Source organism: Streptomyces sp. cg36 (genome assembly GCF_041080675.1).
In the GTDB taxonomy this organism is placed as follows: domain Bacteria; phylum Actinomycetota; class Actinomycetes; order Streptomycetales; family Streptomycetaceae; genus Streptomyces.
In genome coordinates this window covers 6,795,293-6,811,802 of the sequence record NZ_CP163520.1, presented here as the reverse complement: position 1 = coordinate 6,811,802, position 16,510 = coordinate 6,795,293, and the positions used below count along the sequence as shown (strand labels likewise).

The 16,510-nt window shown below is 73.3% G+C and carries 13 protein-coding genes and 1 pseudogene; 9 read left to right on the top strand and 5 right to left on the bottom strand.

The genetic code is table 11. From position 1 onward, the window contains the following. Positions 1–91: 91 nt before the first annotated feature. The 3 genes from AB5J87_RS30360 (at position 92) to AB5J87_RS30350 (ending at position 3,165) form a co-directional block, all read left to right on the top strand. Positions 92–1,264 carry a sensor histidine kinase gene (locus AB5J87_RS30360; RefSeq protein ID WP_369381200.1) on the top strand — a complete coding sequence of 391 codons (1,173 nt, stop codon included), beginning with the start codon at positions 92–94 and terminating at the stop codon, positions 1,262–1,264. Between the two features lie 4 nt (positions 1,265–1,268). Continuing rightward, on the top strand, positions 1,269–1,919 hold the full coding sequence (locus tag AB5J87_RS30355; RefSeq protein WP_369381199.1) for a response regulator: 651 nt from the start codon (positions 1,269–1,271) through the stop codon (positions 1,917–1,919). A gap of 88 nt (positions 1,920–2,007) precedes the next feature. Further along, on the top strand, positions 2,008–3,165 hold the full coding sequence (locus AB5J87_RS30350) for an ROK family transcriptional regulator (protein WP_369381197.1): 1,158 nt from the start codon (positions 2,008–2,010) through the stop codon (positions 3,163–3,165). Between the two features lie 271 nt (positions 3,166–3,436). Here the strand turns inward: AB5J87_RS30350 and AB5J87_RS30345 are convergent, their stop codons facing one another. Then, the gene (locus tag AB5J87_RS30345) at positions 3,437–4,198 is read right to left on the bottom strand and encodes a GntR family transcriptional regulator (protein ID WP_369381196.1); all 762 of its coding nucleotides are present in this window, start codon (positions 4,196–4,198) and stop codon (positions 3,437–3,439) included. A gap of 323 nt (positions 4,199–4,521) precedes the next feature. Then, positions 4,522–5,418: an RNA polymerase sigma factor SigJ gene (gene sigJ / locus AB5J87_RS30340; RefSeq protein ID WP_369381195.1), complete on the bottom strand. Its 897-nt coding sequence runs from the start codon at positions 5,416–5,418 to the stop codon at positions 4,522–4,524. A 186-nt stretch (positions 5,419–5,604) separates the two neighbouring features. Here sigJ and AB5J87_RS30335 point away from each other — a divergent pair, with 186 nt between their 5' ends. After that, the gene (locus tag AB5J87_RS30335) at positions 5,605–6,435 is read left to right on the top strand and encodes an alpha/beta fold hydrolase (protein ID WP_369381193.1); all 831 of its coding nucleotides are present in this window, start codon (positions 5,605–5,607) and stop codon (positions 6,433–6,435) included. A gap of 561 nt (positions 6,436–6,996) precedes the next feature. Here AB5J87_RS30335 and AB5J87_RS30330 read toward each other — a convergent pair. After that, positions 6,997–7,401: pseudogene (locus AB5J87_RS30330) on the bottom strand (EamA family transporter); the annotation flags it as partial. A gap of 47 nt (positions 7,402–7,448) precedes the next feature. Here AB5J87_RS30330 and AB5J87_RS30325 point away from each other — a divergent pair. Then, positions 7,449–8,927, top strand: coding sequence for a PLP-dependent aminotransferase family protein (locus AB5J87_RS30325; protein ID WP_369381192.1), 1,479 nt, complete (start codon positions 7,449–7,451; stop codon positions 8,925–8,927). 45 nt (positions 8,928–8,972) lie between these two features. On the opposite strand, the gene AB5J87_RS30320 is transcribed toward AB5J87_RS30325, so the two are convergent. Continuing rightward, positions 8,973–9,386 (bottom strand): VOC family protein, encoded by a 414-nt coding sequence (locus tag AB5J87_RS30320; protein ID WP_369381190.1) that lies wholly within the window; start codon positions 9,384–9,386, stop codon positions 8,973–8,975. 327 nt (positions 9,387–9,713) lie between these two features. Between AB5J87_RS30320 and AB5J87_RS30315 the strand changes: the two genes are divergently transcribed. Both AB5J87_RS30315 and AB5J87_RS30310 read left to right on the top strand, forming a co-directional pair. Continuing rightward, positions 9,714–11,297 carry an alkaline phosphatase gene (locus tag AB5J87_RS30315; protein ID WP_369381189.1) on the top strand — a complete coding sequence of 528 codons (1,584 nt, stop codon included), beginning with the start codon at positions 9,714–9,716 and terminating at the stop codon, positions 11,295–11,297. Between the two features lie 182 nt (positions 11,298–11,479). Next, positions 11,480–12,979, top strand: coding sequence for a GNAT family N-acetyltransferase (locus AB5J87_RS30310; protein ID WP_369383717.1), 1,500 nt, complete (start codon positions 11,480–11,482; stop codon positions 12,977–12,979). Here AB5J87_RS30310 and AB5J87_RS30305 read toward each other — a convergent pair. Further along, positions 12,921–14,120 carry a PLP-dependent aspartate aminotransferase family protein gene (locus AB5J87_RS30305; protein ID WP_369381188.1) on the bottom strand — a complete coding sequence of 400 codons (1,200 nt, stop codon included), beginning with the start codon at positions 14,118–14,120 and terminating at the stop codon, positions 12,921–12,923. The genes AB5J87_RS30310 and AB5J87_RS30305 overlap by 59 nt on opposite strands. A 59-nt stretch (positions 14,121–14,179) precedes the next feature. Here AB5J87_RS30305 and AB5J87_RS30300 point away from each other — a divergent pair, with 59 nt between their 5' ends. Further along, entirely contained in the window at positions 14,180–14,710 is a 531-nt protein-coding gene (locus AB5J87_RS30300; protein ID WP_369381187.1) for an Lrp/AsnC family transcriptional regulator, read from the top strand. A 50-nt stretch (positions 14,711–14,760) separates the two neighbouring features. Then, positions 14,761–16,443, top strand: a complete 1,683-nt coding sequence (locus AB5J87_RS30295; protein ID WP_369381185.1) for a DUF885 domain-containing protein — start codon at positions 14,761–14,763, stop codon at positions 16,441–16,443. Positions 16,444–16,510: the final 67 nt, after the last annotated feature.

The window sequence follows — 16,510 nt, the reverse complement described above, 5'->3', positions numbered from 1 at the left end:
TCGTGCCAGGTCCTGGGCCTCCCCCGAGCGAGGGGATCATCTCCCCCGTGCGGGGGAGCCGCCCAGATCTGGGCGCTGGCACGATGACGACATGCCGCGATTTCTCCGCCCGCTGGGCCGCTCCGTGACGTACACGCGATGGCTGCACATGTGCATCCCCTCCGCCGTGTACGGCATTTGGCTGTTCATCGCCCCGGAAAAACCGTACGTCCCGTTCATGGCGCTGCTGGCGATAGGTCTGGTGCCGGCGGTGCGGCTGGCCGAGGGCGTGCAGGCGCAGTTGCTGGTGGTGCCCGCGGAGCGCGGAAGGCACGACGTGACCGTATCGGCGGCGTCCTCCGCCAGTTGGGGAGATCGCTGGCGCACGGTGGTGTGGCTGGAGATCCGGCTGGCGCTGTCGCTGGTCGCCATCAGCGCGGCGGTGTGGCCGTCCATGGCCGTGTACGACTTGATAGCCGGGCCTTTGGGTCGGGCGTCGGACGAGATACCGGTTCTGCGCGATGCGGCGCCGCACTGGTGGTGGTGGCTGCTCGTCCCGATACCGGTGCTCACCTCACTGGGGTGCGTGGCGGCTCTCGGGGCTCTGGACGCCGTTCTCGCGCGCAAGCTGCTCGGCCCGTCCAGGGAAGAGCGGCTGACGGCGCTGGAGGCGCGGACCGAGCAACTGCTGGAGCGCAATCGGATCGCCCGCGAGATCCACGATTCGATCGGGCACGCGCTGACCGTGGCCGTGGTCCAGGCGGGCGCGGCCCGGGCCGCGGGTGACCCGGCGTTCACCGAGCGGGCGCTGGCGGCGATCGAGGAGACGGGCCGGGCTGCGCTGGACGACCTGGAGCGGGTGCTGCTGGTTCTGCGCGAGAGCGGCGAGCAGGTGGGTCAGCGGCCGACACTGGCCGAGGCGGACCGGCTGCTGGAGTCCGCGCGGGCCTCCGGCGCCCAGGTGAACGCGGAGCTGAACGGGCCGCTGGAGCTGGTGCCCGGGCCGGTCTCGCGCGAGGGGTATCGAATCCTTCAGGAGGCACTGACGAATGTGTTGCGGCACTCGGGACCGGTTCCGGTGCGGGTGCGGCTGGCCGTGCTGGGTGAGCGACTGGAGCTCGATGTGACGAATCCGCTGGCGGACTCCATACCCGAGGTGCGGGGCGGCAGTGGGCTGCGCGGCATACGGGAGCGGGCGGCGCTGCTGGGCGGCGAAGCACGGTCGGGGCCGGACAAGGGGGAATGGAGGGTGCGCGTCCGGCTGCCGCTGGACGGCCTACGCTGACCGGGTGCCGGTTACCGTTCTTCTCGTCGACGACGAACCCCTGGTCCGTGCGGGTCTGCGTGCTGTGCTGGAGGCCCAGCCCGACATCGAGGTGGTGGGTGAGGCCGCGGATGGCGCGGCCGTGATCCCGCTGGTCCGCCAGTTGCGCCCCGATGTGGTGGCGATGGATGTGCGGATGCCGTTGCTCGACGGGATAGAGGCGACCCGGGCGGTGCTGCGGACGGTGCCGGAGCCACCGAAGATCTTGGTGGTGACGACGTTCGAGAACGACGAGTACGTCTATGAGGCGCTGCGGGCGGGGGCCGACGGGTTTCTGCTGAAGCGGGCCCGGCCCGCGGAGATCGTGCACGCGGTGCGGCTCGTCGCGGAGGGCGAGTCGCTGCTGTTCCCGGCGGCGGTGCGTTCGCTGGCCGCCGAGTACGGCAACAAGGACGCGCGGGCGGCGCTCGACCGGGCGGCGCTCACCGAGCGTGAAGCCGCGGTGCTGCGGCTGATGGCGCGCGGCCTCTCGAACGCGGAGATCGCCGCCCGGCTGATCGTCGGGACGGAGACGGTGAAGACCCATGTCAGCGCCGTGCTGGCCAAGTTGGGGGCGCGGGACCGGACCCAGGCGGTGATCGCCGCGTACGAGTCCGGATTCGTGACTCCGAGCTGATGCGTCTCCGTGACCATTCGCCACTCGCCGTATATCTGACCAGCGAGTACGATCCGGCAGACACGCGTACGAGCTGGGAGGACACACGTTGGGGCGGCTGACCGGCGGGGATCCCTCTCTGCTGCGGCGGATCAATTCCGCAGTGGTTCTCCATGCACTGCGTGGGGCGGAATCTCCCACTCTGACCGATCTGACCCGGATCACCGGCCTGTCCAGGCCGACGGTCGAGGGCGTGGTCGAGGGGCTCATGGAGGGCGGACTCGTCGTCGAGTCGGCTCCGGAAGAGGGCGAGGCGCGCCGTCAGGGCCGTCCCGCGCGCCGTTTCCGGTTCCGGGCGGAGGCGGGGCATCTGCTGGGCATCGAGATCGGCCCGCACCGGGTGGCCGCGCTGCTGTCCGGGCTGGACGGGCGGATCGTGGGTGCCGGGTCGCGCGAGGTGTCGGAGACGGCGTCGGCGGACGAGCGGCTGGAGCGGGTGCGTTCGACGGTCGCGGATCTGCTGCGGCGGGCCGGGGTGGCGCGGAGCTCGCTGCGCGCGGTCGGTGTGGGCAGTCCGGGCATAGTGGAGGCCGACGGGACCGTACGGCTGGGTACCGCGCTGCCGGAGTGGACGGGGCTGGCGCTCGGTGAGCGGCTGCGGCGTTCGTTCCGCTGCCCCGTGCTCGTCGAGAACGACGCGAACGCGGCGGCCGTCGCCGAGCACTGGAAGGGTGCGGCGACGGACTCGGACGACATCGTGTTCGTGCTGGCGGGGCTGAGTCCCGGGGCGGGGTCGCTGATAGGCGGCCGGCTGCACCGCGGCTTCGGTGGCGCGGCCGGGGAGATCGGCGCGTTGCATCTGCTGGGCCGGGACGTGACGCCCGAGAAGCTGCTGTCGACGACCGAGGAGCCGTTGCACCCGCTGGACGAGCAGGCGGTCGCGGATGTGTTCGCGCTGGCCAAGCAGGGCGACATCGGGGCTCAGGAGGCCGTCGAGCGCTTCATCCAGCGGCTGGTGCACGACGTGGCGGCGCTGGTGCTGGCACTCGACCCGGAGCTGGTCGTGGTGGGTGGCTGGGCGGCCGGGATCGACGGGGTGCTCGAACCCCTGCGCCAGGAGCTGGCGCGCTACTGTCTGCGCCCGCCGCGCGTGGCCCTGTCCCTGCTGGGCGAGGCGGCGGTGGCGACCGGCGCGCTGCGGCTGGCGCTGGACCATGTGGAGGAGCAGTTGTTCGCGGTCGAGGGCTCGGTGACCGCGCGCCGCTGAGGGCATCGCCCCTGGCCACCGCCCGCTGCCCGCTGCCACCGTCCCCGGCCGGGGCGACGGAGACGCCTCGCCCCGGCGGGGCCCAGATCCGTACGGGCCGACGGGCCTGTATCCGTACCGGCTCGCGGGGCCCGCATCCGTACCGGTCCGGTGCAGGCCAGTCCAAGATGATGGGCTCCCGCCGCCGGACACGATCGGCTGTGGCCGCCGACAGGGGCGGCCCGCTGCTCAGGGAGCGGCGGGCCGTGTCCGTAGGGCGCGGGGTGGGGCGTCAGGACGCCTGGCGCTCGGCGGCGTGGGTGATCCGGAGGTCGCCCGTGTCGCCGAAGGTGAGGCGGCAGGTGTCGGCGCGATAGGTCGCCACCGAGACCGCGACGGTGCGGCCGAGGGCGAAGTAGCGCGTGGTCACCACGAGGACGGGCGCGCCGGGCAGCCGGTCGAGCTCCTTGGCGTCGTCGGCGCGGGCGGAACCGAGCTCGACCGCGCGGTCCTGGCCCTCCAGCTCCAGGCGCTGGAGCTCGCGCAGCACACCGCGCGCGCGGGCCGGTCCCGAGGGCGCGTCGATGGCGCTGAGGTCCGGCACGGAGGCGACCGGGATGTAGAGCAGCTCGGCGGCGACGGGCTGGCCGTGGGTGGTGCGGATCCGGCGGACGGTGTGCACCTCTTCGAGCGACTCGGCGTCGAAGAGCCGGGCCACCGCGACGGGCGGGGCGGCCACACCGCAGTCGGTGGTCTGCCACGCGTCACCGGCCGTGCCGGGCCAGTCGTGCTGTTCCGCGCCGACGGAGACGCCCATGCGCGGCGGGGCGACGGTGGTGCCGACACCCCGGCGGCGCTGCAGCCTGCCTTCGAGTTCCAGCTGCTCCAGAGCCTGGCGGAGCGTGGCCCGGGCGACGCCGAAGCGGGCCGCGAGCTCGCGCTCGTTGGGCAGGATCTCCCCGACCGCGAAGTCCGAGTCGAGCGCCTCGCTCAGCACGGTCTTGAGGTGCCAGTACTTCGGCTCCGGCACCGTTTCCAGCTGCGTGGTCCCCACCCTGTCCTCCGCAATCGCCGTGCCCCGGCGGCTTTTCTGCGCCCTTGTTTATTAAAGGTTCCTGCACTAACTCTGCGACCATAGGGCGGCACACCCCCTTGGTCAAGACCAATCCTCGTTCCGTTACGGAACGAATCCGACCCCTGGCCCAGAGCGTTCACGAGACGTTCGCGGTCCCGTGAGCGGGGCGCGGCAAAGTCCCCGCGCCGGCCGCCCGGCGCGGGGCGGGAGCCCTGGGACCAGGGGGAACACAGGGACGGGCCGGGGCGGAGTGCGGCCCGGACGGGACCCGCCGGGAACGGCCCCCGTCGGGTCGGGCCGAGTCAGTCGATGGCGTCCTCAAAGGCGAGGGTGAGAAGTTTGTCCGGGTTGCGTACGACATAGACGCATTGGATCAGTCCGTCCTTGACGTCCAGCTGCAGCACGCTGTCCGGCCTGCCGTCGTAGAGGACGAGTACGGCCGGGCCGCCGTTGATCTCGGTCACCCTGTAGTGGCTGCCGGGCGGGCCCTCGCCCGACACCGCGGACAGGAAGCGCCCGACCTTGTCGGCGGACTCGATGATCCGGGTGGGCGCCTTGGACTTGCCGCCGCTGTCGCCGATGAACCGTACGTCCGGCGCGAGCAGGGCGAGCATCGAGTCCAGGTCGCCGCCGCCCGCCGCGGCCATGAACCGCTCGGTGAGGTCGCGGCGCTGGACGGGGTCGACGTCGTAGCGGGACTTGCGCTCCTCGACATGGCGGCGGGCCCGCCCGGCCAGCTGGCGCACGGCGGGCTCGGTGCGGTCGAGCGTGGCGGCGATCTCGGCGAACGGGAAGCCGAACGCCTCGCGCAACACGAACACCGCGCGTTCCAGCGGTGACAACGACTCCAGGACGACCAGCACGGCGAGGGAGACCGAGTCGGCCAGCATGGCCTGTTCGACCGTGTCGGGCACGACCGGGCCGAAGTCGGTCGCGACGAGCTCGGGCAGCCAGGGCCCCACATACGCCTCGCGGCGCGCCTGTATCTGTCTGAGCCGGTCGAGAGCGAGCCGCGTGGTGATCCGCACCAGGAACGCGCGGGGGTCGCGGACCCCCTCGCGGTCCCGTGCCGACCAGCGCAGCCAGGACTCCTGGACCACGTCCTCGGCGTCGGCCACGCGGCCCAGCATGCGGTAGGCCACGCCCGTGAGGACTGACCTGTGATCTTCGAAGACGTCGGCGGCGGTCGAGGCGGTCACCGCTCCATCCCATCCGACGGGCCACTCGCTGTCCAGGCGACAAACCCCCGTTGTTCGAATCTTCGAGGCCCGGACGGTGTCCGGTACCCGCCTCTTGAACTCCAAGCTACCGAAGGGTAATTGTTGCTGACAGGGTGTCTACCGCGGTTCGCGCGGCGCCGTCCGTCCACGACCGGGAGCAGCAGCATGACCGAAGAGGTCTCCTTCACGATCGGCTCCCCCGGGGGCAGCCGAACCGTCACCGTCGCCTACCGGCGGGCGGGCGCGGGCGAACCGCTCCTGCTGCTGCACGGGATCGGCCACCATCTCCAGGCGTGGGACCCGGTGTTCGAGATCCTGGCCACCGAACGCGACGTGATAGCCGTCGACCTGCCCGGATTCGGCGCATCGCCCGCGCTGCCGGACGGCTTCGCCTACGACCTCGCGACGGTCGTGCCGGTCCTGCACGCGCTGTGCGAGGCGCTGGGGATCGAACGGCCGCACGTGGCGGGCAACTCGCTGGGCGGGCTGCTGGCGCTGGAGCTGGGGCGGGAGAAGCTCGTCCGGTCGGTGACGGCCCTCTCCCCCGCCGGGTTCTGGACCCAGGGCGAGCGCCGGTACGCCTTCGCCACGCTGAGCGCCATGCGGCTGGGGGCGAAGCTGCTGCCGCTGCCCGCCATCGAGCGGCTGTCCCGGACCGCCGCCGGGCGCACGGCGCTCACCAGCACCATCTACGCGCGCCCCGGGCGCCGTTCACCGGAGGCCGTCGTCGCCGAGACGCTCGCGCTGCGCGACGCCCCCGGCTTCGACCAGACCCTCGCCGCCGGGGCCGACGTGCGCTTCACCGACGACGTGGCCGCCCTCCCGGTGACCGTGGCCTGGGGCGCCAAGGACCGGCTGCTCCTGCGCCGCCAGGGCATCCGCGCCAAGCGGATCATTCCCGGGGCGCGACTGGTGCGGCTGCCCGGCTGCGGCCATGTCCCCATGAACGACGACCCCGCCCTCGTCGCGCGCGTGATCCTCGACACCAGCCGCTGAACCACCGTCCGCCGCACCATCGAGCACCGCACCACAGGCCGCCGGGGTGGCGCTGGACGCCGGGGCGTCCGCCGCCGTACCGCCCCGTGCCGGACGGCGGCCGAGCACCCCGGCGCCCAGCGCCACCCCGGCGCCGACCAGCGCGCTCCCGGCCGCCTGTGCCGCGCCGTAACCGCCGGTGCCCACGAGCGGCGCGGTCATCGCCGCCGAGACGGGGATGAGTCCGGAGAAGAGAGTGGCGCGCTCGGCGCCGATCCGCTGGACCCCCATGTACCAGCAGACGAATCCGACCACGGTCACGACGGCGGCCTGCCAGATCAGGGCCGTCGCCTCGGTCGCGTCGGGCAACCGCACGGCCGCCGTGCCGTCCAGTACGAGACCGGTGACGGCGGATTCGACCGCCGCGACCCCGCACACGGTCGCGGACAGGAGCTTGGGGCCCAGGGGCCGCAGCACCGGCACCGCCAGTACCGCGAATCCGGCCTCGCCGACGAGCGCGCCCGCCGACCAGGCGATCCCCGCCGCGTCGGTGCGGCCCCACCCCTGCACGGTGAACGCCCCGGCGGCCACCAGCAGCGCCCCGTACAGCACCGGCCGGGCCGGGCGGCGGCCGTCGAGCAGCGGCACCAGGACCGCCACCACGATCGGCGCGCACCCGACGAACACCCCCGGCACGGCGGGCTCGGCCGTGCGCTCGGCGGCCAGCACCGCCAGGTTGAAGCCGACCATGCCGATGGCGGCGAGCAGCGCGAGCCCGGCCCACTGGGCACGGCCCAGACGGCGCAAGGGGGCGGCGCCGCCCCGGCCGAGCAGCGGGAGCAGCAGCAGACAGGCGAGGCCGTAGCGCACCGCCTGGCCGCCCGCGTACGGGTAGTCGCCGAGGACGCTGTTGGCCGTGAAGGAGCCGCCGACCAGGATGCAGGCGAGGGCGGCGAGAGCCGCGCCGCGCAGTGGTGTCGCGTTCATGGGGCCGACGTTAGGGAGCGCGGTGGTCTTGTTTAAGGTCCACATCCATGACGTCATCGGGGACCACTTCGGGGTCCGGAGCAGCGAGCGCGGGCGGCCCGGGGCCGTCGTGGAACGCGGCCTGGGAGCTGCTGCTGCCCGCTGCCGCCGCCCCGGCCCGCCGACGCGGCAGGATGCTCCAGTCCGCCCTGCGCGAAGCCGTCCGCTCGGGGCGGCTCACCCCCGGCACCCGGCTGCCCTCAAGCCGTGAACTCGCCGCCGACCTGGGGGTTTCCCGCGGCCTTGTGACCGAGTCGTACGAGCAGCTCACCGCCGAGGGCTATCTGCGCAGCGACCGGGGGGCGGGGACCTGGGTGGGCGGGGCCGCGCGCCCCGCGGACGCCCCGCGCGCCCGGGATCTGGCTCCGCGCGACCCCGGGGCGGTCGTCGACTTCCTGCCCGGCACCCCGGACCTGTCCCTGTTCCCCCGGGCCGCCTGGGCCGCCGCGCACCGGGGCGTACTGGAGCGGCTGCCGCACCGGGCGCTCGGCTATCCGGATCCGCGCGGGCTGCCCGAACTGCGCACCGCACTGGCCGAGTTGCTGGTGCGCAGGCGCGGGGTCGTCGCGGATCCCGAGCGGATCGTGGTGTGCTCGGGGGTGGCGCAGGCGACGACCCTGCTGGGGTTCGCGCTGCGGGAGCGGGGCGAGCACACGGTGGGCGTGGAGGATCCGGGCAGCCCCGAGCACACCGCCCTGTTCGCGGCGGCGGGCGTGCGCACCCGGCCGCTCCCGCTGGACGAGGAGGGCCTGGCCGTCGGGCCGTTGCGGCGCAGCGGGGTGCGGGTGGCGGTGACGACCCCGGCGCACCAGTTCCCGTCCGGCATCGCCTACTCCGCCGCGCGGCGGGCCGAACTCCTGGACTGGGCGCGGGAGGTGGACGGGCTGGTCGTCGAGGACGACTACGACGGCGACTTCCGGTACGACCGGGCCCCCGTGGGCGCCCTGCAAGGACTCGATCCGGAGCACGTGGCGTACACCGGGTCGGTGAGCAAGTCGCTCGCGCCGGGGCTGCGCCTGGGCTGGCTGCTCGCGCCCGACCGGCTCACCGGTCCCGTCGTCGCCCGCAAGCGCACCATGGACCTCGGCAACCCCGCCCTCGACCAGGCGCTCCTCGCGGACTTCATCTCCGGCGGGGCCTACGACCGCCAGCTGCGCCGCTGCCAGCGCGCCTATCGCGAACGGCGGGACGCCCTGGTCACCGCGGTGCGCGAGCACTTTCCCGACGCCGAGGCGAGCGGCATCGCGGCCGGGCTGCACATCATCGCCCGGCTGCCCGCGCGGTACGGCCCCGAGGCGCGGCTGCTCGCCCGCGCGGCCCACGCGCGCGTGGCCGTACGCCCGCTGTCGTACTACGGCTCGACCGGGGACGCACGCGACGGGGTGGCACTGGTCTTCGGGTACGCCCATCTCACCCCGTCCGACATCGCGCGCGGGGTGCGCCTCCTCGCCGAAGCCGTGGGCCCGCAAGACCCGCAAGACCCATAAGGCTCGCCAGGCCCCCCAATGCCTCTGGGAACGCGTCCGCGAACGCTAGGAGTTGGACCAGCCGCGTATGCAGAGCACCAGCCGGTAGCCGTCGGGGTCCTCGATGGTGGTGCCCCACTCGTTCCAGTAAGGGTTGGGCGACAGGACCCGTTTGCCGCCGTGGGCTTCGAGCCGGGCGAGCAGTTCCGACGGGACCTCCTCGTCCGCGTAGATGACGAGGAGGTCCTCCTCGGTGGGCCGCGGTTCCACGGGGGCGGCCGGCTCGTGGACCAGCTCCAGGTGCCAGTCGGCGTCGGGCCAGCCGACCATCAGCAGGGCGTGCTCACCGGGCGCGGTGTCCGCCGCGTCGTGCCGCCACACCACGTCCAGCCCCAGGCCGTCCACCCAGAAGCGCTCCGCGGCGGCGAGATCGCGCGAGGGCCGGGCGATACGGATGTGTGAACGTCCTGCGACCGGCATGAGGTCACCTCTGTGCTTCCCGCGCGTCTGTCTGTCCGGTGCTCCCGGCCGCCGCGCGCGGCGGCCGGTACCCGCAACGTACTCAACGACGGCCACCGGGTCGATCGTTCCCTGGTCCTCGTCCGAAGGTCGCGCACCCCGGGACCGAAGGGCGCGGGACCTGCCAGGAACAGGACCTGCCGCAAAGAGGGCGCGCGGGCCGAAGCTCACGTTGTTCACCTGGGGTTCGTGCCCGCGCCGCAGCCGGGCAGTAGGCATGCACCGAACAGCGAAGGCACCGGCCCCGCGCCCGGCCGACCGCACCCGACCGTCCCTGGAGACGCCTCGATGTCGTACCGCTCACGGAGCTCCGCGCCCAACCGCCGTACCGTACTGAAGGGTTCGCTGGCCGCGTCCGCGGGCCTCGCCCTGCCCGCCGGGCTCGTCACGGCCGCGCCCGCGCTGGCGCTCGCCGGACGCCCGAACGCCGGGTGGGGCGTACAGGCCGGTGACATCACGGCGTCGTCGGGCCTCATCTGGGCCCGGTCGGACCGACCCGCCCGGATGACGGTGGAGACCTCGGCCACCGAATCGTTCCGCCGCGCCCGCACCTGGCGGGGGCCGCTCCTGGGGCCCGGCACCGACTTCACCGGTACGACCCAGCTGCGCGGGCTCCCGCCGGGCGAGCAGATCCACTACCGGGTCACCCTCGCCGACCCCGACGACCCGCGCCGCACCGGCAGGCCGGTGTACGGCACCTTCCGCACCGCGCCCGCCTCGCGCCACCGGGACGTACGCTTCCTGTGGTCCGGGGACATCGCCGGGCAGGGCTGGGGCATCAACCCGGACCTCGGCGGTTTCACGGTCTACGACGAGATGCGCCGCCTCGACCCGGACTTCTTCCTCTCCAGCGGCGACAACATCTACGCCGACGGCGTGATCCTGCCCAGCGTGACGCTGCCGGACGGCCGGATCTGGCGGAACGTGACGACGGTGGAGAAGTCGAAGGTCGCCGAGACGCTCGACGAGTACCGGGGCAACTTCCGCTACAACCTGCTCGACGACAACGTACGGCGGTTCAACGCGCAGGTGCCGTCGATCGTCCAGTGGGACGACCACGAGGTCCGAAATAATTGGTATCCCGGGCAGATCCTCGACGACGCCCGCTACACGGAGAAGAACATCGACGTGCTGGCGGCGCGGTCGATGCGCGCGTTCAGCGAGTACTTCCCGATCTCCACGCTGCGGCCCGGCGGCCGGGAGGGGCGGGTGCAGCGGGTGGTACGGCACGGTCCGCTGCTCGATGTGTTCGTGCTCGACATGCGTACGTACCGCGACGCCAACTCCCCCGGCCGGCAGGCCGACGACACCGTGGGCATCCTGGGGGCGGAGCAGCTGGAGTGGCTGAAGCGGGAGCTGGCGCGCTCGCGCGCGGTGTGGAAGGTGATCGCCGCCGACATGCCGCTCGGCCTCGTCGTCACGGACGGGCCGACGAACTTCGAGGCCGTGGCGCAGGGCGACCCGGGCGCGCCGCTCGGCCGCGAGCTCCAGATCGCCGAGCTGCTGCGGTTCATCAAGCACCGGCGGATCACCGGCACGCTCTGGCTGACCGCCGATGTGCACTACACGGCGGCCCAGCACTACGACCCGGCGCGGGCGGCGTTCAAGGACTTCGCCCCGTTCTGGGAGTTCGTGTCGGGGCCGCTGGCGGCGGGCGGGTTCCCGGCGAACAAGCTGGACGGCACGTTCGGGCCCGACCAGGTCTTCGTCCACGCTCCGGCGCAGGCCAACGCCTCGCCGATGGAGACCCCGCCGAACTTCGGTGAGATCGAGATCGACGGCGGCAGCGGCGAGCTGACGGTACGGCTGCGCGCCGAGGGCGGCTCGGTCCTGTTCACCAAGGTGCTGCGGCCGGGCCTCGTGGGTCAGTGAGGCGGACCGCGGGCGGCGGGGCGGCCGGGGACAGCGACCGGAACGACACCCCGGAGGCGCACATTCCGCGCCACAACCAGTAGAAAACGGCCAGAAAAGTAACAGATCCCCGCTTAACTCATCAGTCACAAAGCGTTCGCGATCACGCAACACCGTTCGGCCACAGTGAGGGCATGACCGAGATGCCTGAACCGACCGCACGCAAGAGCGCCCGCCGCCACCACTGGCGGCGGGACCTGATCGAGCTCGCCGCGCTCTTCACGGCCGTGGCGGTGGCCGACATGGTCGCGAACACGGTCGCGCACGGCCCCGGCGGCCCCTTCCTGCTGATCGTCTCGGCGGTCGCGCTGGTGGCCACCGCCGCGTTCCACACCTGGTGGGCGCGGCGGCACAGCCATGCGCCCCCGGCACCCGACCCCGCCGGAAGCGGCGCGGTCACCGGGGCCGCGACCGCCGACGAGCCGGCCGGTACCGCCCCGGCCGGCGCCGCCGGGCCGGGCGCCGCACCCCGGGAGACCGCGCTGTGGCGGATGCGGACCACGGTGCGCGACGAGCCGGGCAGCCTGGCGGCGCTGTGCACGGCGCTCGCCCACGACCGGGTCGACATACTGACACTCCAGACGCACCCGCTGGCCGAGGGCACCGTCGACGAGTTCCTGCTGCGGGCGCCCGCCGAACTCCCCGCCGCCCGGCTGACCCGGGGAATCGCGGCGGCCGGCGGCGGCGACACCTGGCTGGAGCGCGCCGACGCCCACGACCTGGTGGACGCCCCCACCCGGGTCCTGGGCCTGGCGACCCGCACCGCGCTCGACGCCGCGGAACTGCCGCTCGCACTGCGCCAGTTGCTGGGCCGCTGCACCATCCACTCACTGCCCGCGGTCTCCGTCACCGGACGCCCGACCGGTGAGAGCGCCCCGGTGGAGGGCGTACTCGAATCGACCACCATGCGGCTGCGCGATCCCCACGGCGGTGTCATCGCGGTGGAGCGGCCCCATCTGCCGTTCACCCCGACCGAGTTCGCCCGGGCCCGCGCCCTGGTCGAACTGGACGCGCGGCTCGGCCCCCGCATCCCGCGCAGCCAGGACGTCCTCACCTTGCCCGAGGGCAACGAGATCACCGTACGGCGGGCCGGTCAGGACGACGTCGAGGCGGCCAAGGCCATGCACGACCGCTGCTCGGACCGCACCCTGTCGCTGCGCTACCACGGCCCGCTGGGCGACGCCGACCGCTACCTCAACCACCTGCTCAGCCCCCGCTTCGGCCGCACCCTCGCGGTCCAGACCGCCTCGGGGCGGCTCGTCGGCCTCGGCCATCTGCTGTGGGACGGCGACGAGACCGAGGTGGCCCTGCTCGTCGAGGACGAGTGGCAGCGCCGGGGCATCGGCTCCGAGCTGCTCCAGCGGCTGGTGGCGCTGGCGGTGGAGGCGGGGTGCGACAGCGTGTACGCGGTGACGCAGTCCTCCAACACCGGGATGGTGGCCGCGATGCGCGGCCTCGGCCTGCCGCTCGACTACCAGATCGAGGAGGGCACGCTGGTGGTGACCGCCCGGCTGCCCAAGACCCGCACCGCGGCGCGCGAGCGGCGTTCGGCAGCCGAGCGGACCACCACGTCCGAACCGGGCGCTACACCCGGACCGCGTCCGGCGTTCGAGCGGCCGTCGTTCGAGCAGGCGGAGCACTGAGCGCGCGGTCCAGATCGCGCCACAGGTCCTCGACGTCCTCAAGCCCCACCGACAAGCGCAGCAACCGGTCGCTCACCCCGGCGGACCGGCGGTCCCCCTCGGCCACGATGCGGTGGCTGATGGAGGCCGGGTGCTGGATGAGGCTGTCGACGCTGCCGAGGCTGACGGCCGGGGTGACGAGCCGGACGCCGGAGATCACGGCGTGCGGGTCGCCGTACACCTCGAAGGCGACCATCGCCCCGCCGACCGAGGGGTAGTGCACGCGCTCCACGCGCGGGTCCGCGGCCAGTCTGCGCACCAGCTCGGCGGCGCTCGCGGAGGCGGCACGCACGCGTACCGGCAGGGTCGACAGGCCGCGCAGCAGCAGATAGCCCGCGAGCGGATGCAGCACCCCGCCGGTGGCGAACCGCACCTGGCGCAGCTGCCGGGCGAAGACTTCGTCGCAGGCCACGACCCCGCCCATCACGTCGCCGTGGCCGCCGAGGTACTTGGTGGCGCTGTGCAGCACGATCCGGGCGCCCTCGGCGAGGGGCCGCTGGAGCACGGGCGTGGCGAAGGTGTTGTCGACCAGCAGCGGCACCGAACCGCAGGCGTGGGCGACGGCCCGGACGTCGACCTCGGCCAGCGTCGGGTTGGCCGGGGTCTCCACGATCACCAGTCCGGTGTCGGGCCGCAGGGCGTCGGCGATGCCCGCCGGATCCACCCAGGTCACCTCCGTACCGAGCAGTCCGGCGTCCAGGAGGTGGTCGCTGCACCCGTACAGGGGGCGGACCGCGACGACGTGCCGCAGGCCGGTGGAGGCGCGGGCGAGCAGGACCGCCGAGAGGGCGGCCATGCCGCTGGCGAAGGCGACGGCGCTCTCGGCGCCTTCCAGCCGTGCGAGGGCTGTCTCAAAACGGCCTACGGTGGGGTTGTCGAGGCGTGCGTACACCGGGGGTCCGTCGGGCAGTGCCCCGGTGGCCGCGAAGGCGTCGATGCGGGCCGCCTCGGCCGCGCTGTCGTGGGAGGGGTAGGTCGTCGACAAATCGATGGGCGGCGCGTGGAGGCCGAGGCCGGCGAGGTCTTCGCGGCCGGCGTGGACGGCTTCGGTGGCCAGGGCGAGGGGTACGGCCCGGGCGCGGTCCTGCGTGTCGGAGTCCATGGCGGCACTGTGAGCGCATGACCGGAAACGAGCGCCCAGGTCCGTGCTACGTTCGGCCAATGGCCGATTCTGTCGCACTGGACCCGGTGGATCTGGACATTCTGCGCCTTCTGCAGAACGACGCCCGGACCACCTACCGCGATCTCGCGGCACAGGTGGGGGTGGCACCCTCCACCTGCCTGGACCGGGTGACCCGGCTGCGCCGATCGGGTGTCATCCTGGGCCACCAGCTGCGCCTCGACCCGGCCAGAATGGGCCGTGGCCTGGAAGCGCTCCTCTCCGTCCAGGTGCGCCCACATCGGCGCGAACTGATCGGTCCGTTCGTCGAGCGGGTCCGGGCGCTGCCGGAGTCCCGGGCCCTGTTCCACCTCACCGGTCCGGACGACTACCTGGTCCACGTGGCCGTGACCGGCACGTCCGACCTCCAGCGGCTGGTCATCGACGAGTTCACCTCACGGCGCGAAGTCGCCCGGGTGGAGACCCGGTTGATCTTCCAGCAGTGGGACTGCGGGCCACTGCTGCCCCCGCCGTCGACACCGGCGTCAACTTCCGCTTCGTCCCCTCCCTCCCCTTCCGTCTCCGGTGGCTGAAGGTCGACTCTGGGTGACGCGGAGGCTCCGCCCGTACGAATATGTGGTCCATGCCAGACACTTCCAGCAGCGTGCTGCCTCGTCAGGTCGCCGACGACTATGTCGACGCACTCATCGAACTCGACCCCATCACCGGTACGTATCTGGGCGTCCGCAAGAGCGCCCGACTGCTTCCGGACTTCTCGCCGGCCGGGCAGGAGGCGCAGGCCGAGCTGGCCCGCGCGACCCTCGCGCGGCTCGACGAGGCGGAGCGGCAGCCCGGCGCGGACGACGACTCCGAGCGGCGCTGCGCCAGACTGCTGCGGGAGCGCCTCTCCTCGGAACTCGCCGTCCACGAGGCCCAGGAGGGCCTGCGCTGCATCAGCAACCTGCGTTCCCCCGCGCATTCCGTGCGACAGGTGTTCACCATGATGCCGGTGGCCGACGAGGAGGACTGGGCGGCGGTCGCGGCCCGGCTCACCGCCGTCCCGGCCGCGCTCGAAAGCTACCGCGCCGCCCTTGAACTGGGGCTCGACCGCGGCCTGTACGCGGGGCCGCGCGCCACGGCCACCTTCGTCGGCCAGCTCACCGAGTGGATCGGCACGGACCGCAACTGGTTCGAGGACTTCGTGGTGCCCGGGCCGGACGGCCTGCGCGCCGAGCTGGACGCCGCGGCGGGCGTCGCGGGCGAGGCGCTGGTGGCGCTGCGCACCTGGCTGGACGAGGTGTACGCGCCGGGCATCGCGGGCGCGCCCGACACCGTGGGCCGCGAGCGGTACGCGCGCTGGGTGCGGTACTTCAACGGCACGACGCTCGACCTGGACGAGGCGTACGCGTACGGCTGGTCCGAGTACCACCGCATCCTCGGCGAGATGCGCGGCGAGGCCGAGAAGATCCTGCCCGGCGCCGGGCCCTGGGAGGCGCTGGCCCATCTGGACGAGCACGGGGCGCACATCGAGGGCGTGGACGAGGTCCGCGACTGGCTCCAGGCGCTGATGGACGAGGCGATCGACGCCCTGGACGGCACCCACTTCGAACTCGCCGAGCGGGTACGGAAGGTGGAGTCGCACATCGCGCCGCCCGGCAGCGCCGCCGCCCCCTACTACACCGGCCCCTCGGAGGACTTCTCGCGCCCCGGCCGCACCTGGCTGCCGACGATGGGCGAGACCCGCTTCCCGGTGTACGACCTGGTGTCCACCTGGTACCACGAGGGCGTTCCCGGCCACCATCTGCAGATCGCGCAGTGGCGCCACGTCGCCGACCGGCTCTCCCGCTACCAGGCGACGATCGGCACGGTCAGCGCCAACGCCGAGGGCTGGGCGCTCTACGCCGAGCGGCTGATGGACGAGCTGGGCTTCCTGCCGGACGCCGAGCGGCGGCTGGGCTATCTGGACGCGCAGATGATGCGGGCCTGCCGGGTCATCGTCGACATCGGCATGCATCTGGAGCTCGCGATCCCCGACCACTCGCCGTTCCACCCCGGCGAGCGGTGGACGCCCGAGCTGGCGCAGGAGTTCTTCGGCGACCACAGCGGACGGCCGGCGGACTTCGTGGAGAGCGAACTCACCCGGTACCTCTCCGTGCCCGCCCAGGCGATCGGCTACAAGCTGGGCGAGCGTGCCTGGCTGCTGGGCCGGGAGAACGCCAAGAAGCACCACGGCGACGCGTTCGACGCCCGCGCCTGGCACATGGCCGCCCTCTCCCAGGGGCCGCTGGGCCTGGACGACCTGGTGGACGAGCTGTCCAAGCTCTGAGGCGCCGGGTGCACGGGGCGTACCGGGCACACCGCGTGCGCGGGGCGCACGGGGCGCACCGGGGTGG